This is a genomic window from Streptomyces poriferorum (assembly GCF_019399235.1).
GTDB lineage: Bacteria > Actinomycetota > Actinomycetes > Streptomycetales > Streptomycetaceae > Streptomyces > Streptomyces poriferorum.
In genome coordinates, this window is record NZ_JAELVH010000027.1 from 43,443 (window position 1) to 63,147 (window position 19,705).

At 72.0% G+C, this 19,705-nt stretch carries 19 protein-coding genes; 11 read left to right on the forward strand and 8 right to left on the reverse strand.

The genetic code is table 11. The annotated features are described in order from the left end of the window. Positions 1-424: 424 nt before the first annotated feature. Positions 425-922 (reverse strand): hypothetical protein, encoded by a 498-nt coding sequence (locus tag JGS39_RS07760; RefSeq protein ID WP_236062834.1) that lies wholly within the window; start codon positions 920-922, stop codon positions 425-427. Positions 923-1,057: 135 nt separating this feature from the next. Here JGS39_RS07760 and JGS39_RS07765 point away from each other — a divergent pair, with 135 nt between their 5' ends. Beyond that, complete coding sequence (locus JGS39_RS07765) at positions 1,058-1,498, forward strand: hypothetical protein (RefSeq protein ID WP_219568007.1); 441 nt, start codon at positions 1,058-1,060, stop codon at positions 1,496-1,498. A 61-nt stretch (positions 1,499-1,559) separates the two neighbouring features. On the opposite strand, the gene JGS39_RS07770 is transcribed toward JGS39_RS07765, so the two are convergent. Continuing rightward, entirely contained in the window at positions 1,560-1,829 is a 270-nt protein-coding gene (locus JGS39_RS07770) for a hypothetical protein (protein WP_219568008.1), read from the reverse strand. 119 nt (positions 1,830-1,948) lie between these two features. Here JGS39_RS07770 and JGS39_RS07775 point away from each other — a divergent pair, with 119 nt between their 5' ends. Beyond that, positions 1,949-2,308, forward strand: coding sequence for an arsenate reductase family protein (locus JGS39_RS07775; RefSeq protein WP_219568009.1), 360 nt, complete (start codon positions 1,949-1,951; stop codon positions 2,306-2,308). 45 nt (positions 2,309-2,353) lie between these two features. Here the strand turns inward: JGS39_RS07775 and JGS39_RS07780 are convergent, their stop codons facing one another. Further along, positions 2,354-3,241 carry an alpha/beta fold hydrolase gene (locus tag JGS39_RS07780; RefSeq protein ID WP_219568010.1) on the reverse strand — a complete coding sequence of 296 codons (888 nt, stop codon included), beginning with the start codon at positions 3,239-3,241 and terminating at the stop codon, positions 2,354-2,356. Between the two features lie 68 nt (positions 3,242-3,309). Here JGS39_RS07780 and JGS39_RS07785 point away from each other — a divergent pair, with 68 nt between their 5' ends. Beyond that, entirely contained in the window at positions 3,310-3,786 is a 477-nt protein-coding gene (locus tag JGS39_RS07785) for a MarR family winged helix-turn-helix transcriptional regulator (protein ID WP_219568011.1), read from the forward strand. A gap of 88 nt (positions 3,787-3,874) precedes the next feature. Here the strand turns inward: JGS39_RS07785 and JGS39_RS07790 are convergent, their stop codons facing one another. Then, positions 3,875-4,783, reverse strand: coding sequence for a Gfo/Idh/MocA family protein (locus tag JGS39_RS07790; protein WP_219568012.1), 909 nt, complete (start codon positions 4,781-4,783; stop codon positions 3,875-3,877). Positions 4,784-5,113: 330 nt separating this feature from the next. Here JGS39_RS07790 and glnII point away from each other — a divergent pair, with 330 nt between their 5' ends. From glnII to JGS39_RS07805, 3 genes are all read left to right on the forward strand, one after another. Next, positions 5,114-6,148, forward strand: coding sequence for a glutamine synthetase (gene glnII / locus JGS39_RS07795; RefSeq protein WP_219568013.1), 1,035 nt, complete (start codon positions 5,114-5,116; stop codon positions 6,146-6,148). A gap of 105 nt (positions 6,149-6,253) precedes the next feature. Then, the gene (locus JGS39_RS07800) at positions 6,254-7,165 is read left to right on the forward strand and encodes a DUF6891 domain-containing protein (protein ID WP_219568014.1); all 912 of its coding nucleotides are present in this window, start codon (positions 6,254-6,256) and stop codon (positions 7,163-7,165) included. A gap of 289 nt (positions 7,166-7,454) precedes the next feature. Further along, entirely contained in the window at positions 7,455-8,054 is a 600-nt protein-coding gene (locus tag JGS39_RS07805; protein ID WP_219568015.1) for a winged helix-turn-helix domain-containing protein, read from the forward strand. A 66-nt stretch (positions 8,055-8,120) separates the two neighbouring features. Here the strand turns inward: JGS39_RS07805 and JGS39_RS07810 are convergent, their stop codons facing one another. Continuing rightward, positions 8,121-10,250 (reverse strand): MMPL family transporter, encoded by a 2,130-nt coding sequence (locus JGS39_RS07810; RefSeq protein ID WP_219568016.1) that lies wholly within the window; start codon positions 10,248-10,250, stop codon positions 8,121-8,123. Between the two features lie 281 nt (positions 10,251-10,531). On the opposite strand from JGS39_RS07810, the gene JGS39_RS07815 reads away from it, so the two are divergent. Both JGS39_RS07815 and JGS39_RS07820 read left to right on the forward strand, forming a co-directional pair. Then, positions 10,532-11,800, forward strand: coding sequence for a sensor histidine kinase (locus JGS39_RS07815; RefSeq protein ID WP_219568017.1), 1,269 nt, complete (start codon positions 10,532-10,534; stop codon positions 11,798-11,800). Next, positions 11,785-12,432: a LuxR C-terminal-related transcriptional regulator gene (locus JGS39_RS07820; RefSeq protein WP_219568018.1), complete on the forward strand. Its 648-nt coding sequence runs from the start codon at positions 11,785-11,787 to the stop codon at positions 12,430-12,432. The genes JGS39_RS07815 and JGS39_RS07820 overlap by 16 nt, the downstream gene beginning before the upstream one ends. Positions 12,433-12,499: 67 nt before the next feature. Here JGS39_RS07820 and JGS39_RS07825 read toward each other — a convergent pair whose 3' ends face one another. Together JGS39_RS07825 and JGS39_RS07830 are read right to left on the reverse strand one after the other, a co-directional pair. Continuing rightward, complete coding sequence (locus tag JGS39_RS07825) at positions 12,500-14,173, reverse strand: alpha-L-fucosidase (protein ID WP_219568019.1); 1,674 nt, start codon at positions 14,171-14,173, stop codon at positions 12,500-12,502. A gap of 145 nt (positions 14,174-14,318) precedes the next feature. Next, the gene (locus tag JGS39_RS07830) at positions 14,319-14,810 is read right to left on the reverse strand and encodes a MarR family winged helix-turn-helix transcriptional regulator (RefSeq protein WP_219568020.1); all 492 of its coding nucleotides are present in this window, start codon (positions 14,808-14,810) and stop codon (positions 14,319-14,321) included. Between the two features lie 69 nt (positions 14,811-14,879). Here JGS39_RS07830 and JGS39_RS07835 point away from each other — a divergent pair, with 69 nt between their 5' ends. Together JGS39_RS07835 and JGS39_RS07840 are read left to right on the forward strand one after the other, a co-directional pair. Further along, a complete protein-coding gene (locus JGS39_RS07835; RefSeq protein WP_219568021.1) occupies positions 14,880-15,425 on the forward strand; it encodes a carboxymuconolactone decarboxylase family protein in 546 nt (181 codons plus the stop codon). A 115-nt stretch (positions 15,426-15,540) separates the two neighbouring features. Next, positions 15,541-17,040 carry a DUF1996 domain-containing protein gene (locus tag JGS39_RS07840; RefSeq protein ID WP_219568022.1) on the forward strand — a complete coding sequence of 500 codons (1,500 nt, stop codon included), beginning with the start codon at positions 15,541-15,543 and terminating at the stop codon, positions 17,038-17,040. A 58-nt stretch (positions 17,041-17,098) separates the two neighbouring features. On the opposite strand, the gene JGS39_RS07845 is transcribed toward JGS39_RS07840, so the two are convergent. Continuing rightward, a complete protein-coding gene (locus JGS39_RS07845) occupies positions 17,099-17,566 on the reverse strand; it encodes a hypothetical protein (RefSeq protein WP_219568023.1) in 468 nt (155 codons plus the stop codon). Positions 17,567-17,688: 122 nt separating this feature from the next. Between JGS39_RS07845 and JGS39_RS07850 the strand changes: the two genes are divergently transcribed. Then, positions 17,689-19,638, forward strand: coding sequence for a hypothetical protein (locus JGS39_RS07850; protein ID WP_219568024.1), 1,950 nt, complete (start codon positions 17,689-17,691; stop codon positions 19,636-19,638). The last annotated feature ends 67 nt before the right edge of the window (positions 19,639-19,705 follow it).

The following is a 19,705-nucleotide window of genomic DNA, read 5'->3' on the forward strand; positions in this document are numbered from 1 at the left end:
ACTGCCGCGACAGCCACCGGCCCTCAGGCCGGGCGCGAGGGCCGTTCGGATGAGCCGGACGAGGTCGCCGGCCGTGTGCGTGCCGGTCAGGTCGCCGATGCCGCGGAGGTTGTCTCACAGGGCGTCGGACTATCGGCGAGCAGCGGATGCGCAGCTGGAACGAGGGCCGGGCACACCCTTGGCTTCCGCGCCTTCGGCCCGGCCGTCGGCGCCCGGCGGGCCACCGGCCCATCAGCTCGCATCCCGGCGCCGGCTCCGGCTTCGCGGTACGGCCAGGAGGGCCGGGAGGGCCGGGTACGAGTGCGCGCGGACCGGTGGGAACCGTCGCCGTCACCGTCCGTACGGCCTCGTCCCGCCCGGGTGCCTCAACGCGATCCGTGGCCGCTCCTCGCACGGTCGGTACGAGGGGCGGCCACTCGCACGGTCAGTGCCGCAGCGCCTGGCCCACCTCGACCTTGACGTCGCCGTCGAGCTTCCGGTTGCTGCGGGCCGTGGCGTCCTTGGCCTTCTTGGAGGCCACGTCGTCGACCGACACCACGACCGTGTCGAGCAGATTGCCGTCCGCGTCCTTGAAGTTGATCTGCACGGCGTAGGACTGCGTCGAGTCGGTGCCGTTCGACACGGTGACCTTCGAGGTCACCCGGCCGTCCGCGTCGGTGGCCGGGGCGCCCGCCTTGACGTCGCCGCTCGCGTTCACGCCGTCCTTGAAGCTGTTCAGCTTGTCCTCGGCGGCGGCGGTCGCGGAGGCGACCACGTCGGACCCCTTGGAGGCGACGGAGGAGGCCACCGAAGAAGCGGCCGACGCCGCCTTCGACACCGTGCTCGACGCGCTGTCCCCGTCGTCCGAGCAGGCCGATGCCGTGAACGCCACCGTCATCGCCACCAGAACCGCGCTCGCGCCCCGTACGCCTCGCCTCGTCATCGTGCCTCCCAGCACTCGTCCGTCGGCCCAAGTCAATGCGGCGGCGGTGGAGTACGCATGCGGTGTAGGCCGACCGGGTGAGGGGGTGGCGGACGTGGGGTCGCGGACGGAGCACGGACCACCGAGTCTGGAGGGATGAGCGAGCAGGCCGCCCCCGGCGCACCGGCCCCGCCGCCCCCGAGGAGGCGGCGGCTGTGGCCGTGGGTGCTGCTGCTGATCGTCGTGGTGCTCGCGCTCGGGGCCGGTGCGGTCTCAGCCGTGCTGGCCCGTGAGGTCTCCGCGGAGAGTTCGCGCACCGTGCACATCCGGTACGAGGTCACCGGCGCCGCCGAGGACGTGACGCTCACCTACAGCACGTGGAAGGGCGAGGAGCTGTCGACCGCACGGCTGACCCTGAGGCGCCTGCCGTGGACCGGGGAACTGGACACCAAGGGCTTCATGAGCGGCGGTTCGTTCGAGGTCAGCCTGGGGAAGTCGGGCGGTGACGTGGCCTGTTCGGTGACGGTGGACGACGGCACCCACCGCACCGCCAGGGCCTCGGGCGCCTTCGCCACCGCTACCTGCGACGGGTACTGAACAGGGACCGTGCCCCCGGTCTCCCGGGGGCACGGTCCCTGACGGATGGTGGGCGGGCCGGTCAGCGGCCGTAGCGGATGAGCGCGCGGACCATACGGCAGGTGGTGTCGGACGGCGGGTGGATGGCGAGGCGCTCGGCGGTCGTGCGTATCCGGGCGTTGCTCGCGCTCGACGGGTAGAACACGCCCGTGTCGAGCAGGGCGATCGCCAGACGCATCGCCTTCAGCCGGCGATTGTGGGAGACGTACCACTCACGGGGACGGCCGGCAGGGAGCGGCTTCTTCTTCAGGGGTGTGTCGAGCGGCTTGGTCGTGACTGCGGCTACGGCCATTGGCAACCTCCTGGCGCGGTGGTGGAACCCTCACGAACTACCCCCATTTTACTGCCCCCCACTGACAATCGCCCCTGGCCAGAGGGGTTTTCGGGGGTCCATCGCGTACCTTTGGCCCCATGGAGATCTGGATCAATCCCGCCTGTTCCAAGTGCCGCAGTGCCCTGACGCTGCTCGACGCGGAGGGCGCCGACTACACCGTCCGCCGCTATCTGGAGGACGTGCCGTCGCCGGACGAGATCAGGGCCGTGCTCGGCCGGCTGGGGCTGGAGCCGTGGGACATCACGCGGACGCAGGAGGCGGACGCGAAGGAACTGGGGCTCAAGGAGTGGCCGCGCGACGCGGATGCGCGGGAGCGCTGGATCACGGCCCTCGCCGAGCATCCGAAACTCATCCAGCGGCCGATCATCACGGCGGAGGACGGCACGGCCGTGGTCGCGCGCACGGACGAGGCGGTCCGGGACGCCCTGGGTCGCTGAGCGCGCGCCGGTCCGGTCCGGACCGCCCGTACGGCGGTGCCGGGACTACCGGGAATCATCGGACGCGGCATCGAGGAACTCCCCGATTCTGCGGTTGAGTTCGGCCGTCACCGGCCCGTACAGCGGCAGCGCGTGGTGGGAGACGCCGGGCAGCACGACGGTTTCGGCCCGCGGCAGCAGCCGGTCCACCGCGCCCGCCACCCGGCTCGCCTGCTGGGCCCGCCCCTGTCCGGCGAGCAGGACCAGGGCCGGTACACCGAGCCCGCGCAGGGCCTCCGGTGCCGGGCGCGGACCGGTGACCGGTCGAACCCAGCGCAGGCCCGCCGCCGCTTCGCGCATGCGCAGCCAGACCGGGTCCAGCGGGACATGGCCCGTCTCCCAGGCGAGGAAGGCGCGCGTCCGTGCGGCGTCGGGGCGCAGCAGCATCGGGATCGCGCGCACCAGATACTGGGCGCGGAAGCCGGCGAAGCAGCCGGTCGGGGCGACGAGGATCAGGCGCCGGACGCGGTGGGGTGCGCGCAGAGCGTGGTGCAGGGCGATCCAGCCGCCGTATGAATGACCGCACAGCGCGGCCGGTCCGGTGTCCAGTGCGTCCAGCACCGCATCGAGCCAGTCGCACAGGTCCTCGACGGTGCGGATCGGGCGCTCCCCCACCACACTGCGGCCGGGCTCGCCCACGAGATCGACGGCGTGGACCCGATGGGTGCGGCCGAGAGCGGCGGCCTGGGCGGACCAGACGGTGGAGGTGGCGCCGCCGCCGGGCAGCAGGAGCAGGGGTGGGGCGTCCTCAGGGCCGTAGCTGTTGAGATGGGTCGTGCCGTACGGCGTGGGGATCCGCGTCGAGGTCGTGCCGGCGGGCCAGCGGGTGGCGATGACCTCGTCGTAGGCCGCGAGGAAGGCAGCCGTACCGTTGGCGGACGCGATGGGTGTCATGGATGCTCCCTGAACTCCGTCCGAAGATATTATCTCGCCGAGCGAGATAATAGGGCGAGGAGTCACCCATGGCCGAGCAGGGTCCCGAGCGGGAGATCGTCCATCTCCTGCGCAAGGTCACGGTCGAATTCGGCCTGCGTCAGGCCGAATTCGCGGCCCGGAACGGTATGCATCCGACGGATGTACGAGCCCTGATCTGCCTGCTCGACGCCGGGCGGAGCGGGACCGGGGCCACGGCCGGCCGGCTCGGCGCGGAGCTCGGGCTCAACTCGGCCGGCACCACCTCGCTCATCGACCGGCTGGAGCGCCTGGGTCATCTGACGCGCACCCGCGACGCCCGGGACCGAAGGCGGGTACTGCTGTCCGTGACCCCGCAGGCGGTGGAACTGGGATGGGCGGCGTTCGGGCCGATGATCGGGAGCGCCGAGGCCCTGCTGCGGGGGTTCGACGAGGTCGAGGTCGCCGCCGTACGACGGTTTCTGCTCGGCTTCCACGCCGCGGTGTCGGCAAAGCCGGACCAGGCCGGGGGCACGGACCGCTCATGAGGAGGTCCCGGGCCTGACCGGGCTGCGGCGGGCCGGCCCGCGCCCCGCACCCGGCCGGGGTGCAGCCGACCGGGCCGACCCGCACGGCTCAGGTGCCCGCCTGCGCCTCGGCCTCCGCGAGCAGTTCGGTCAGCCGGAGCCCGAACCGTACGTCGCAGGGGTGCGCCTCCCCCGTACGCACCGATTCGGTCAGCGCGTCCACCGCGGCGCCGAACGCGCCGACCGCGCCGTCCCATCGCGGCAGACCGGCGATGCCGTGCTCGCCCCTGAGCTCGATCCCCACCCCGGCCGCCGCCACCGGCGCCGCCAGGGTGAGCGTCACGGTGCTGGAGGCACCGGAGGTGTGGCGCAGGACGAGGTGGTGGGTGCCGGCCGGGCCGCGGACCGCGGTCAGGTCGGTGACGTCGCCGAGCACCGGGATGAGGACCGAGAGGGCGTGCGGGCCGACGTCCCACAGGCCGCCCTTCTCCCGGCGCCAGGGGGATGCGGCGTACTCGCTGTCCTCGCCCGGCGCCCACAGGGCGCCGATCCACTCGGCGTGGGCCGTGAACCAGCCGCCCGTCGCGCCCTGTTCGGCGATCCAGTCCGCGGTCTCCGGAGCGAATCGCAGGGTGCAGAAGACGATCGAGGCGACCCTGGCCCGCTCGGCGGCCTCGGCCACCTCCCGTGCGCCCTCGACGGTCGTGGCCACCGGCTTGTCCATCAGGAGATGACAGCCGGCCGCTGCGGCCCGGGCTGCCAGGGGTGCCTGGACATCGGGCGGCAGGGCGAACGCGACGGCGTCGCTCGCGGCGAAGAGCTCGTCGAGGCCCGCGTCACCGGTGTACGCCGTGGTGCCGTGTGCGGCGGCCAGTTCCCCGGCGGCCTCGGCACGGCGGCCCCACACCCCGCTCAGCACGACGCCGGGGTGGGCGGCGAGGGCGGGGGCCTGGGTGTTGCGGGCCCAGGGGCCCGTACCGACCAGGCCGATACGCAGAGGTGTCGCGGGTGTCGTCATGGGACCAGTGTGCCGGTGCGCCCGACCGCCCAGAGGAACCGGTCCCACCGGGACGGGAAGGGGGCGCCCGGGCCCTGTATACGACGGGGACGGTTCCGGCGTCCGGCGGCTGTCGCGGGGCACACCGCCGGCCTGAGGACGACCGGAATCCGGGGCGCCGGCTTCCGGGCTCCGCCCCGGAACCGCGGCCGGTAGCCGACGCCCCACGGCGGGGCCGTCTTACGCAGGAAACCTCGGTAACACGGGGTTCACACGAGGGCAACGGTCGGGAAATCGCGTCTTGCGAAGCTGCGCTGCATAGACCGCAGCACCCGCAAAGGATGGGCTTCCGTGACGTTCAAGGCTGAGTACATCTGGATCGACGGCACCGAGCCGACCGCCAAGCTCCGCTCCAAGACCAAGATCATGCCCGGTTCCCCGTCGTCCGACGTGGCCGAGCTGCCCATCTGGGGCTTCGACGGGTCGAGCACCAACCAGGCCGAGGGCCACGCCTCCGACCGGGTGCTGAAGCCGGTCTTCACGTGCCCGGACCCGATCCGTGGCGGTGACGACATCCTGGTCCTGTGCGAGGTCTTCCACATCGACATGACCCCGCACGAGACCAACACGCGGGCCGAGCTGCGTCCGGTCGCCGAGCAGTTCGCCGGCCAGGAGCCGATCTTCGGCATCGAGCAGGAGTACACCTTCTTCGACGGCCACCGGCCGCTCGGCTTCCCCGAGGGCGGCTTCCCGGCCGCGCAGGGCGGCTACTACTGCGGCGTCGGCGCGGACGAGATCTTCGGCCGCGAGATCGTCGAGAAGCACCTCGACAACTGCCTGAAGGCGGGCCTCGCCATCTCCGGCATCAACGCCGAGGTCATGCCCGGCCAGTGGGAGTTCCAGGTCGGTCCGGTCTCGCCGCTGGAGGTCTCCGACCACCTGTGGATCGCCCGCTGGCTGCTCTACCGCACCGCCGAGGACTTCAACGTCTCCGCGACCCTGGACCCGAAGCCGGTCAAGGGCGACTGGAACGGCGCGGGCGCGCACACCAACTTCTCCACCAAGGCGATGCGCGAGGGCTACGAGGCGATCATCACCGCGGCCGAGTCGCTCGGCGAGGGCTCGAAGCCGATGGACCACGTCAAGAACTACGGCGCGGGCATCGACGACCGGCTGACCGGTCTGCACGAGACCGCCCCGTGGAACGAGTACAGCTACGGCGTCTCCAACCGCGGCGCCTCGGTCCGTATCCCGTGGCAGGTCGAGCAGGACCAGAAGGGCTACATCGAGGACCGTCGTCCGAACGCCAACGTCGACCCGTACGTCGTCACGCGGCTGATCGTCGACACCTGCTGCACCGCGCTGGAGAAGGCCGACCAGGTCTGATCCCGCAGCAGCGACCGTCCGCACGAGGGGCGCCCACCGGTTGGTCCGGCGGGCGCCCCTGCGCGTGCCCGGGGCACTGTCAGTGCGGTGTGCCAGGCTGGTCGCATGCTCGAGATCAAGATCGCGACCGAGAACCAGCAGACGCACACCCGTGTTTCGGAGCAGGAGCTCGGCGGCCTGGTGCACCGGATCGGCATGACCGGTGACCGCTTCCTGGTCGTGCAGCGGATACCGGACATCCCGGGCACGTTCATCCAGGTGTGGCACGAGGTCGACGGGGCGTACGACGTGGAGCACCGCACCGGCGGAGCCGCCACCCATGTCCGCGCCCTCGTCGAGACGCCCGGGCAGGTCGCCGCCCTGATGGCGCGCTGGGCCCGCCAGGAGCCCGGGTGGGACACGGGGATCGGCTGGGAGAGCGCCGGCCTGCCGGAGCCGGAGCCCGTACCGGAGATCGCGGCGGACATCCGCGGGCAGTTGGAGGAGCGCGTACGGGAGTTGCTCCGCGGCGGGTACGGCAGTGTGGCGGATCTCGCCGAGTCGGCCGAGGACTACCTGGTGAAGGACGGCGTGCATCCGGTGACGCTCGCGCAGGCGCGGCAGTTGGTGGAGCGGCTGTGGCTGGAGCGGGTCGAAGAGCAGCGGCGGTGGGCGGATGTGACCGATCCGGACCGGCTGGGGGATGCCTTCGCCGTGCTGGACGGGCGGGGCATCACCGCCCGGGAGCATTTCGCGTGCTGCCGGTCGTGCGGAGTGGGTGAGATCCGCGCGGAGGGACGGGACGACGCCCGGGGCTTCGTCTTCTTCCACATACAGGGCACGGAGAGCGCCGCGGCCGGGCACGGACTGACCCTGTACTACGGCGGGTTCGACAAGTCTGCGGAGACGGCTGCGGCTGTGGGCCGGGAGGTGGCGGCCGTGCTGGGGGAAGCCGGACTGACCGTGGAGTGGGACGGTTCGCCGGACCGGGCGATCGAACTGGCGGGCCTGGACTGGCGGAAACGGCTGGTGGGCTGAGCCCGGGGCGGGGCCATGGCAAAGGGGCCGTATCGACGGGTGAGAGAGGTCTGCTCCCACGCCCCGTTCTCTGGTTCAATGGGGTCATGGCCAGCATCCAGCACTCCTCGTCAGGTCGCAGCGACCTCGAGCCGTTCTGGCCCTCCCGTCAGCATCACGACTTCGACCGGGTGTGTTGCCGCGCGTTGAACGCGCAGGCCCTCTAACACCGCTCACCCCGGTCTTCGGTCCGCGCGCACGAAGCAAGTCAGTCCACAGACGACTCCCTCGCGCGAAAGAGCTGACCCTCATGGCGAACACCCGTATCTTCTCCGCCGCAGCCGCTGCCACCGCAGCGCCGTCGGCGACCGCTGCGACCGCCTCTTCCCGTCCCCCCTCCCCCAACCGTCACCGGCTGCGCGCCGTCGCTCCGGACGAGGTCGTCCGGCCGGCCGATGTCTCCGCGTTCCTGACTCCGGGCGCCACCTGGCTGCCCGCGCCCCAGCACACCCTGCCGGCGCTGCCGGGCCGGCCGCCGATGGTCGGATACCTGGTGCTCGTCCCCGCCGATCAGCAGTCGGCCATCGCGGCCGCGACCGCCCAGTACCTGGTGCCGGCGGACGCCGGGACGGGGCCGGTGCGGATCGACTCCGTCCAGCGCACGGCCGCGGTGAACGGGAACACGCTCGACCTCACCTACCTGGAGTTCGAACTGCTGGCCCATCTGGTCACGCACCCTCACCGGGTGCACACCCGGGACCAGTTGGTGACCACGGTCTGGGGCTACGGGCATGTGGGCGACGGGCGCACCGTCGACGTCCACATCGCCCGGCTGCGCCGCAAGCTGGGCGCGGAGCACCGCCGGTCGATCCAGACGGTGCGGCGCGTCGGTTACAAGTACACGCCCTGATCGCACACGAAGTGGGCCCCGGCTGCGGAACGTACCGCAGCCGGGGCCCACTTCGTTCGTCCGGGGTCAGCCGTGCATCGCAGGGGCCGCCGCGCGGGCGGGTTCCGGCTGCGGCTCGCCGTGGTCCATCTCCGGCAGGCGGCGCAGGACGCGCGGGGTGCGCCAGTTCCGTTCGCCCAGCAGCGCCATCGCGGAGGGCAGCAGGACCATGCGTACGATCGTGGCGTCGAGCAGTACCGCGACGGCCAGGCCGACGCCCATCTGCTGCATGTCCTGCATCGACAGCGTCCCGAAGACCGAGAACACCGCCACCATGATCACGGCCGCACCGGTCACCGCACCGGCCGTGCGCCGGATGCCCTCGTCGATCGCGGCCGGGGTGGAGAGACCGCGGCTGTGGGCCTCGCGGATCCGGGAGACCACGAAGACGTGGTAGTCCATCGAGAGCCCGAACAGGACGACGAGGACGAACAGCGGCATCCAGGCCTCGATCGCGCCGACGCCTTCCGAGCCGATCAGCGAGGCGCCCCAGCCGTGCTGGAACACGGCCGTCATCACGCCGTAGGCGGCGGCCACGGAGAGCAGGTTGAGCAGGATCGAGGTCACGGCGATGACGTAGCTGCGGAAGCAGAACAGCATCAGCAGGAAGGTCACCGCGGTGATGAAGAGGAAGACGGGCACGATGCCGCGCTTCAGCTGGTCGTTGAAGTCCACGGACCCGGCCACCTCACCGGTGACATGGGCGCGGGCGCCCGTGCCGTCGAACGCGGCCGGCAGCCGGTCCTCCCTCAGTTCGGTCAGGGCCGCCTCGCCGCCGGGCAGCGGTACCTCGATCTCGGCGACGTTCTGCGCCCGGTGGACGGTCACCTGGTCGAATCCGGCCAGCGCCTTGCGTACGGCGGGGGCCTCGATGTCGTCGGCCTCGACGACCACCTGGGCCGGGGCGGGTCCGCCGGGGAAGGTCTCGTTGATGTGCTGGTAGGCGACGGACAGTGCGGAGTCCGAACCGAACTGCTTCTCCAGGCCGAGCGACTCGGTCTTCATGCCGAGGGCCGGTGCGGCCAGTACCAGCAGAACGACGACCGATGCGGCAGCGAAGAACTTCGGCTTGGCCAGGACCGGCCGCAGCAGCTTGCCGGCGATCCTGCCGCTCTCCTTCCCGCCGCGCTTGTCGCGCCGGTTCAGCAGCGGCACACGCCCTGCGTCGATCCGGTCGCCCAGCCAGGAGAGCAGGGCGGGCAGGACCGTCACGGAGCCCATCATGGCGATGAAGACCACGATGATCGTGGCGAGGGCGAAGCCCTTGAACAGCATCAGGCCGGACAGGAACATGCCGGCCATCGCGACCATGACCGTCAGCCCGGACACGAGCACGGACCGGCCGCTGGTCGCCGCGGCGATGCGCAGCGCCGTCTCGGCGTCGCGTCCCGCGGCCCGCTCGTCGCGTTCGCGGCGCAGGTAGAAGAGGCAGTAGTCGACGCCGACGGCGAAGCCCATCAGGAACATCACGGAGTACGTGGTCTGGAAGAGGTGCAGCTGGTGGCTGGCGAGCGAGAGCAGTCCGAACGCGGCCATGCACGCGGTCAGCGCGAGCCCCACGGGCAGCAGGGCCGCGACGACGGCCCCGAAGGCGACCAGCAGAATGCCGAGCGCCAGGGGTACGGCGGTGAACTCGGCCTTCTTCATGTCGTCGGAGAGCAGGTCGCCGAGCCACTTGCCGGCGCTGGCCTCGCCGAACTGGCGGACGGTGACGTCCGGCCGGTCCTCCTGGACGCCGGCCACGGCGTCCAGGACGGGCTGCACCCGGTCGGCGGAGGTGACCGCGTCCCCCTTCATCTCGAAGGTGATCAGCGCGTCCTTGCCGTCCTTGGACGGGACCGGAGCCGCGAGGTCCGCCACCTCGCCGGTCCGGCCGATGGCCGCGGTGAGCTCGCCGGCCGCCGTCCGCCAGCCGTCGGGCTTCGTCGACGACACCATGACCAGCTCACCCGCGCGGTGGCTGAGGCCGGCGTCGGAGAGGATCTGTTCGGCGCGCGCCGAGTCGCCCGCCCCGTTCTCCGCGTTGGTCATCTCGACCATCCCCGACGCGCCGCCGATGCCCGCGGCGAGTACGACGAAGAGCAGCCAGCCGAGAACGGCTGTCTTGCGATGGTGTGTGCTCCACACACCGATACGTGCCGCGAGGTTGGGCCTCATGGTGTTGTTCGCCCCCTGTGTAGGCGTCGGACCGGACACCACGAATCTAGGAATTCCGGGCCCGCCGCCCCAGCCGTCGAAGCCCCCACTCGGCGTGACGTAGGGCGTCGGTGCGGGGGTGGTGGTAGGTACACCCCCGCCGGGTGGCGAAACGGCTGACGCCCACAGGGGCCACCGGGTCAGACTGTGTACGGACCGGGGCCGGCACGGCGGCCCCGGCCAGGGCGCGTCCGGCGGATCAGGCCGGACGGGACCGGCCCGGAGAGGGAAGAGGGATCAGGATGAACGCGACACGGGGACGGGTGAGGGGCGCGCTGCTGGCCGCGGGGCGTGGGTTGCTGCTGTCGGTCGCCTCGCTGGCGGGATCGCTCACCCTGTTCGTGCTGACGGTGCTCTCCATCGCCTTCATCCTGCTGGGCATCGGGCTGGTGACCACCCCCTGGGTGCTGACGACGGTCCGCCGGCACGCCAATCAGCGCCGGCTGCTGGCCATCACCTGGTCGGACGTCCGCATCCCCGTCCCGTACCGGCCACTGCCGAAGGATGTGCGCGGCGGGTTCACCGGGCAGGTGGAGCGCACCACACTCATGCTGAAGGACCCGGCGACCTGGCGGGACATCCAGTGGCTGATGGTCGACATGACCGCCGGCTACGTGGTGGCCACCCTGGCGGCGGCCCTGATGATCTACCCGGTGGAGGGCTTCGTCCTGGCGGCGGGTCTGTGGCGGGTCTACACGGACGACCGGTACTGGTACGCGTTCGTGCCCGTCGACAGCCAGGCGTCGGGGCTGGCCGCCGCGGCGCTCGGAGTGGCGCTCTTCGCGGCCGGTGTACTGCTCAGCGAGCGGCTGCTGCGGGCCCACTTCGTGCTCGCCCGCTCGGTGCTGGCCCCCACGCACGAGCAGGAACTGGCCCTGCGCATCGACCGGCTGACCGAGACCCGGCACGAGGCGGTCGACACCGCCGCCTCCGAACTGCGGCGCATCGAGCGGGATCTGCACGACGGGGCGCAGGCCCGGCTGGTCGCCATGGGCATGAACCTCGGCACGATCGAGGCGCTGATCGAGAAGGACCCGGCCCAGGCGAAGAAGCTCGTGGCGATGGCCCGTGCGTCCTCGGCCGAGGCGCTGACCGAGCTGCGCGATCTCGTCCAGGGCATCCACCCGCCGGTTCTCGCCGAGCGCGGTCTCGGGGACGCGGTCAGGGCGCTGGCGCTGCGGATGCCGATCCCGTCCGAGGTGGACGTGGAGCTGGACGGCCGGGCCGAGGCCCCGGTCGAGTCGGCGGCGTACTTCGCGGTCAGCGAGGTCCTGACGAACGCGGCGAAGCACTCGGGCGCGGACCGGATCTGGGTGGACCTGAACCATGTCGACGGCATGCTGAGGATCTCGGTCACGGACAACGGGAAGGGCGGTGCGGCGACCGGGAAGGGCTCGGGCCTGAGCGGCATCGAACGCCGACTCGGTACATTCGACGGCATCATGGCCGTCAGCAGCCCCGCGGGCGGTCCCACCATGGTGACCATGGAGATCCCTTGCGAGTTGTCCTAGCCGAAGATCTCTTCCTGTTGCGCGACGGCCTGGTGCGCATGCTGGAGGCGTACGACTTCGAGATCGCGGCCGCCGTCGAGACGGGGCCCGAACTCACCCGGGCCCTTGCCGAGTTGAAGCCGGACGTCGCCGTGGTCGACGTCCGGCTTCCGCCGTCCCACACGGACGAGGGCTTGCAGTGCGCCCTCGCGGCCCGCCGGGCCAGGCCGGGGCTGCCGGTGCTCGTGCTCTCCCAGCACGTCGAGCAGTTGTACGCGCGCGAGCTGCTGGCGGACGGCAACGGGGCGATCGGCTACCTGCTCAAGGACCGGGTCTTCGACGCCGACCAGTTCATCGACGCGGTTCGGCGGGTCGCGGCGGGCGGCACGGCGATGGACCCGCAGGTGATCTCGCAGCTGCTGTCGCGGCGCGCGCAGGACAAGCCGATGGGCGGGCTGACGCCGCGGGAGCGGGAGGTCATGGAACTGATGGCCCAGGGCCGTTCGAACGCGGCGATCGCCTCACACATGGTGATCACGGAGCGGGCGGTGGCCAAGCACACCTCGAACATCTTCGGGAAGCTGGACCTGCCGCCCTCCGACGACGACAACCGCCGTGTTCTCGCGGTGCTCGCGTATCTGGACCAGGGGTAGGGCGTGCCGGGGCGTCGCGCATCCGGGCCGGGTCAGGGCCGGCCCGGATGCGCGGGCTCGTGGCCGGTCAGGAACCGGCCGGTGCGGTGGTGAGGTGCAGCGTCGTGGCAGCCAGGTACGGCTTCGCCCTGGATTCCAGCACCTTGACGCGGACCGAGGTGGCGGTCACGGCCGCGGGGAGCGGCAGGATGCGCTCGTTGCCGATGGTGGTGCCTTCGGCGATCCGCTGCCAGGCCCCGTCGATCCGGGCCTCCACGGCGAACCGCTCGACCCGCTGGCCGTGCCTGATGTCCTCACGGACGGCCACCCGGTCGAAGGTGTACGGGGCCGGGCCCTGGGTCCGTACGTCACCGCCGTAGATCCGGCGCACGTCGTCGCCGAACGCGGTGAGTGACGCGACGTCCCCTTCGGCGATCCGGCCGTCGGGCGCCGGCGGGACGTTGAGGAGGAGCGAGGCGTTGCGGCCGACGCTCTTCTCGTACAGGTTCATCAACTGTGCTGCGGTCTTGGGCCGTTCGTCCTCGTGGTAGAACCAGCCGGGCCGGTTGGAGACGTCGGCCTCGGCCGGGTACCACTGGAGGTAGTTGACGGCCGGGTCGAGGATCCTGGCCCGGGAGCCGATGTCGGCGTCCGTCGAGTCGTTGGGGAGGCTGCCGAGCCCCGTCCACGGGTCGGTGGTGTGCGGGGTGACGCTCCACTCGGTCTCCCGGGCGACGCCCGACTCGTTGCCGACCCAGCGGACGCCCTGGGGGCCCTGGAAGACGACGGTGTTCGGCGAGAGCGCCTTGACCATGTCGAACCACTGCTTGACGTCGTACTTCTGGGTGATGCCGGAGCCCGACCACGGGTTGGCGCCGTCGAGCCAGAGCTCCTCGACGGGGCCGTACTGGGTGAAGATCTCGTACAACTGGTTGAGGTAGTAAGCGTCGTAGTCGTCGGCCCGCACCTTGAAGGTGGGCAGCTTGCCGCTCCTCACGCGGGCGGCCCGGTCGTCGCCGGGGACGAGGGTGGGAATGGTGCGCTCGGTGACTGCGCTGCCGTTGCCGAACCGGCCCTGGCCGGCGGGGGCGCGGTCACCGTCCTCCAGCGCCATCCGCTCGGGCAGGCTCAGCGGCTTGCCCTCGGCCTGCTTGGCGCGGATCTTCTCGACCCACTCGGCGTGCCAGGCGTGCGGGAGTTCGGCGCCGTCGGAGGGCGAGAGGTAGAGGCCGACCTTCAGGCCTGCCTTGCGGGCGGCCTTCACATAGGCGGCGACGACATCGGGGCTGCCGGGGCTGAGGGCGACCGAGTGGTCGGTGTAGCGGCTCGGATAGAGGACGAACCCGTCGTGGTGCTTGACGGTCAGCATGACCTGTTCGACACCGGCGGCCTTGTAGACGCGCATCCACTGGTCGGCGTCGATGCTCTTCGGCGCGAAGAGCTTCTCGTCCTCCGTGCCGGAACCCCACTCACGGTCGGTGAAGGTGTTCATCCCGAAGTGCGTGAAGGCGGTGACCTCGCGCCGCTGCCAGGCCAGTTGGCCCGGCGTGGGGACGATGTTCGCGGCCTTCTCGATGATCCGGCCGGGGCTGTCGCAGGACTCGACCGTCATCTGCGACGCGGGTCTCACGGGCGCGCCGCACGGGGCGGCGGGCGATGCGGACCGCTGGGGTGCGGGCTGCTGCGCCGTGGCCTGTACGGGGATGAGCGCGGCGGCCGCCGCCAGTGCGAGCGCACTGAGCACATGGGTGCGTCGTGCCATGGTTCCCTCCCATTCACGACCACAAGTGGTCGGGTCTTTCGGGTGCCGACGCGTGCATGCTGCCGCATGATGTGCCCCACAGGAAGGGTTGGCGCTTGATACGTCCTATCTCTCGTTCACAAAGTCCAAGCCCTCACCCACTCGCTCAGCCGTTGAACCAAGCGGCCATATCGAGCCGGAACGCGTCCGCGGCGGCCATGGTGCGCAGATCGGCCTCCATGGCACGGACCCGCTCGGCACCGAGCACCCGCATCCACTCGGCGCGCAGCCGGTCGAAGCCCTCGGCAGACCGCACCAGCATGTCGAGCCCGCGCGGGGACAGCCGGACCAGCTTGCGGCGGCCGTCCTGCGGATCGTCGACACGCTCCACGTAACCGAGGCCTTCGAGCTTCTCGACGGTCTTCCCGGCGGCCTGCTTGGACACCCCCAGCCGCCGGCCGATCTCACTGGCGGTCGACCCGCCCCGGCCCACCGCCTGCAGTGCGTACCCGTACGCGGGACTCATGTCGGGGTGGCCGTGCTCGGCCAGCTCGTCATGCAGGGCGCCGATGATCGAACGGAAGCCGCCGAAGAGCAGAACGGGCAGCTCGAAGCCCACTCCCACCTCGACGGGGGCGCCGTCCGGGCGCTCAGCCATTGCGAAACTCGACAACCTGGTTTACCTTTTCGTCAATCACGTTGTCGAGTTTATCGCGAGAGGTCTTCCATGTCCGCCACGGTTTTCCCCGACCACACCCTTGAGTCCGCTCCCGCCGCCGCCCGCTCCACCATGACGGCCGTGGCGCAGAAGCAGGGCTACCTGCCTGTCGCCGTGACCCGGCTCGCCTCGTCCCCGGAGCTTCTCGGCGGCTTCCTGAAGATGAGCGCGCTCTTCGAGTCGACGACCCTGGACCCGCTTTCCCGGGAGACCCTGATCATGACGGTGGCCGCCCGCAACGGCTGCCACCTCTGCGTGGCCATGCACACCGCACGGCTCACCGCTCTCGGTGCCGACACGGGCATCATCGCCGCTCTGCGCGACGGGACGCCGCTGCCGGACGAACGGCTCGAAGCGGTGCGGCAGTTCACCCTGGCCGTCCTCGCGACGAGCGGGGCCGTCGACGAGCGCACCCTGCGGTCGTTCCTGGCGCACGGGTACACCAACCGCAACGCGCTGGAGGTGGTCCTGGGCATCGGCACCTACACCATGTCGACCCTGGCCAACCGGCTGACGGACTCGCCGATCGACCCTCAACTGGCCGAGTTCTCCTGACACTTGTCTACCGCCCCGGTCAGGAATTCCGCCTCCCGTTGAACGGTTCGCGCGCCGACGCCGTATGGGACGTCACGCTTCTCCCCCGCGAAGCCTGAGGAGTCCGAGGAGTTCCATGGGACGCACATCGCGCAAGAAACGCTCCACCCTGGCCAACCGGGCGATCATCGCCTCGGCCGCACTGATCCTGGGCGGGGGTGGGCTGGCCGCGGTCAACGTCTACGCCTCTGCGGGCGAGGGCGCGGCCGGCTCCTCCCACCGGAACTGGCAGCCGGTCCGCCAGGTCTCCACCATCGACTGCCCCGAAGTGGTCAACGAGATCCCCGAGGTCCCCGGCCCGGCCCGGGCGGAGGTCGACCGCGAACTGGCCACCATGGACACCCAGATCACCGACGCCTACCGGGAGTTCGCCGACCGCCGGGACAGGATGGCCCGCGACCCGGAGCTCGCGCAGAACGCCGTGCTGGGCCCGCTGGAGGCCCGGCGCACCGCCAGCATCGACCGCATCGCGACCGCGATCGGCCGCAGAGCGGAGCGTCCGGATGGGCTCGGCTCGCTGGCCCCGTGCAGTCTGCGCGCGGACGACGAGGCGGACGAACCCACGGCCGGGCCCACGGACCAGCCCACGGACCGGCCCACGGACGACGGCTCCACCGGCAACGGCAGCGAGGACGGCGGCGGTGAAGGCGAAGGCGGCGACGACCAGGGCCAGGACGCCGGTCAGGGCGGCAACGGTCCCGAGGACTCCGACTTCGTCGACATCCGGTCCGTCCAGCCGAACGTCGAGAAGCCGGCCCGCCTCCGGGGCGCCTCGCGCGGCACCTTCACCACCGAGTGCGGGCGCAACCAGAACGGGAAGTTCAATCCGGACAACGTCATCGCCGCCCCCGGTGTCGCCAACGGGGCCCACCACATGCACGACTACGTAGGCAACCAGGCCACGGACGCCTTCTCCGGCGACGACGACCTGGCGGCCGGCGACACCACCTGCCGCAACCAGGGCGACCGGTCCACGTACTACTGGCCGGTGCTCCGCCTGCGGAACGGGGCGGCGGAGAGCGACGCCGAAGCCGACGGCGGGGGCAAGGACCAGAACACCGGGGAGATCCAAACGCCGTCCCAGGTGACGCTGAAGTTCGTCGGGAACCCCACCGGGAAGGTCAGGGCCATGCCGCGCTTCCTGCGCATCATCACCGGCGACGCCAAGGCGTTCACCAACGGCGACGCGAACGCCAACGCCTCCTGGAGCTGCACCGGATTCGAGGACCGGCAGCTCAAGGACAAGTACCCGATCTGCCCCGAGGACAGCCAGGTCGTCCGTTCCTTCGCCTTCCAGAGCTGCTGGGACGGGCAGAACACCGACAGCGCGAACCACCGCACCCATGTGGCGTTCGCGCAGGACGACGGGAGGTGCCCGAACGGCTTCCGGGCCATTCCGCAGCTGGTCCAGCGGATCGTCTACGACGTACCTCCGGGCCCCGGGTTCGCCGTCGACTCCTTCCCGGAGCAACTGCACAAACCCGTCACCGACCACGGTGACTTCATCAACGTCTTCGACGACAAGCTGATGCGGAAGGTGGTGAGCTGCGTCAACGGCGGGCGCAAGTGCCGCTGAGGAACCACCCCCACAGCGATGCGCCGCACCGCCCCTCGCCACCGCAGCGCCTGCGCGGTCAGCTCCCCGGGTGACCGGAGTGTCCTGCCTCGTTCCCGCCGTCGCCACCGCTTCCCGAGTGGTGCGGCGAGGCAGTCTCCACCGTCCCCCCGAGCCGGCCGCGCAGTGCCGCGATCACCGCGGCATCCGAGACAGCGACCCACCTGCGGCCGACCAGGTACGAGCCGCCGTAGTCGTTGGCCTCGTTGATCCACTCCCGCTGGCCGCGGTCGGTCGCGAACGTGGCCAGCACATAACGCCCGTCAGCCGTTGCGCAGTTGGCCTGCCGGAGCTCCTGCGCGTCGGTCTGGAGCTTCGGCTCGCAGTGCGCCTGTGCGGCGAGTTCCTCCAGTGTGCCGGTGGCGGTCGGCGGGATGTCGTTCCCGTCACCGCCGCCGCCACATCCCGCGAGCAGGACCGGGCCCACGACGACGGCGGCGCACCACGCGTGCCGCGCCGCCCTTCGCGTACCGTTCCGCTTCACCATCCGGCCATCGTGCCGTTCCGGGCCGGGTCCTGGCAGCCGAACGCGAGAAGGGCTCGGGGGCGAGGGGCGGGCCCGCACAGCTCCCGGAGTGACCATCGCACGATTCGCTCGTTCTGCTGAACGTGCGTCCACTGTCAGAGGTACCGCCAGCCTCCGCCCGGGCCGATGCGGGGCAGTCCGAGGCCGCGCTCGTCGAGCACTACCCGCGGCTGGCCCGGCTCGGCTATCTCGTCCTGCCGCACTCGCTGAGCCGCGACCGGCGCGTCCTCACGGCTCACGCGCTGGCCCAGCGGTCCCTCCAGGCGGCGCGCGGAGCCGGGCCCGTGGGCGGCGGTGCGGTGCCGCTGCCGCGCCGTCCGGGGCGCGCGGAGGCGGCCGATCCGGGGTACGCCTATGTCCGGCGGCAGGTGCTGCGGAACGCGCTGGCGGCGGGGCGGCCGGTGCGTCTGCGGCACCTGCCGCGCCGCGCCCAGTTCCCGCCGCTCCTCCCGCTGACGTGGGGGCTCCGGTTGTTCCCGCACTCCGGTGGCGCCGACGAACTCGCCCTGGAGCAGCGGCTGTCGGCGGTGAGCGGGGCGGCTCGGGCCGCGTTCGTCCTGCGCGGTCTGGAGGGGCTGGCGGACTGCGAGGTGCGGCGGGTGCTGTCCGATGCCGGGGTGGCCGACCCGCACGCGGCGCTGATGGAGGCGGACGGGGTGCCGGCCGCTTACGCGCTGCTGGCATCGCCCGAGTTCGACCCCTGCTCGCTCCAGGCCCGTCCGCCTGATCTGGCGCGCCGCCGAAGATACCTCCGGGCGGCGCTGGCCGGTCTCGCCGCCCTGCTCGTGTGCGGGGCGCTGCTGGGCCTGCCGGGTGAGGGCTGGAGCCGGGGCTCCCTGTCCGCGCCCCTGTACGCGCGCAATCCGGCCGCCGAAGAGGCCCTGGATCCGGGGGCGTTGCGAAGGGTGCCGGCGGCGTTCTGGCAGCGCTCGCCGCGTACCGACTTCACCGCCTGGCCCACCCGGGGCGACCGTACCGATGACACCCGGCTGCTGCGGCGGGCGCTGCGGGTGTGGGCGCGGCCGGGCGGCGGTGTGCGGACGTCGGCGACGCCGGGGACGCCGGCGGGGCCGCCGATGGGGGCGCCGCAGCTGTTGTACGCGGGCGAGGTCGGCCCGTCCGCGGTGGTGCTGTTCCACGACGGGCTGCGTGTCGTGCGGTACGCGGAGCCCCGTGACGCCGATCCGTCGAAGGGCGCGGCGCTCGACTTCGCACGGGTCGACGGGGCGGACGTGACGTCGGCGGGCGCCCTGGTCGTGGAGCGGGCGGGGGGCTCGGTCCGCTATCTGACGGCGCCCTGGGTGCGGCGGGTGCGGGTACGGGATCTGCTCGCGCCGGACCGGGAGCCGCGCGCGCTGCACCGCTCCCCCGACGGGGTGACCGACCCGCTGCCCGGTCCGGCGACCGCGCCCGGCTGCCGGTCCTGGTACGCGGTCGAGCTGGCCGACGCCGGGGCGGTGCGGCTGGTGACGGATCTCGGTGAACTCGCCCCGGCCCGGCTGACCTCGGGCCCGCCGGCGCGGCCGCACGACGTCTCGGGGCGCGCGGAGTACGCGAGCTGGGCACGGACCGCCTGTCTGCTGCCGGCCGTACGTGCGCACGGGGTGCGCGAGGTGAACTCATGGGTGTACGCGAAGCAGCCGCTGCCCGAGGGGGACGGCACCGCCCAGTGGGTGTGCACCCGGGCGGAGACCTGGCGGGGCACCGGGAGCAGGACCCTCGCCCAGTTCCAGGCCCCGTCCGGGCGGTCGTCGGGGAGCGGGCCGCCGGGGGTGGTCGCGGCGCGCGCCGAGAACACGCCGGAGTGCGGGGCGCGCGCTCCCCAGGTGCTGGCGGGCGTGCTGTGGAAGTCGCGCGGCGGCCGGTGGTACGTACTCGCGGCTGGCAGTGGGCAGTTCGCGTCGCTGACCACGTCCGGCGGGGTGACGGCCCGGGTGCGGGGGCGGCTGCTCGCGGTGCGGGCCGGGGCCGGCGACCGGGCGCAGCTGAACGGGCGGCTGGCGGACGGCAGCCGGGCCGGGGCGCTGCGCTGAGCACCGGGGCGCGGCGGTTGTGCGGCCGGTCGGCGAAGGGCTCGGGAATTCATGGCGTGCACGCCCC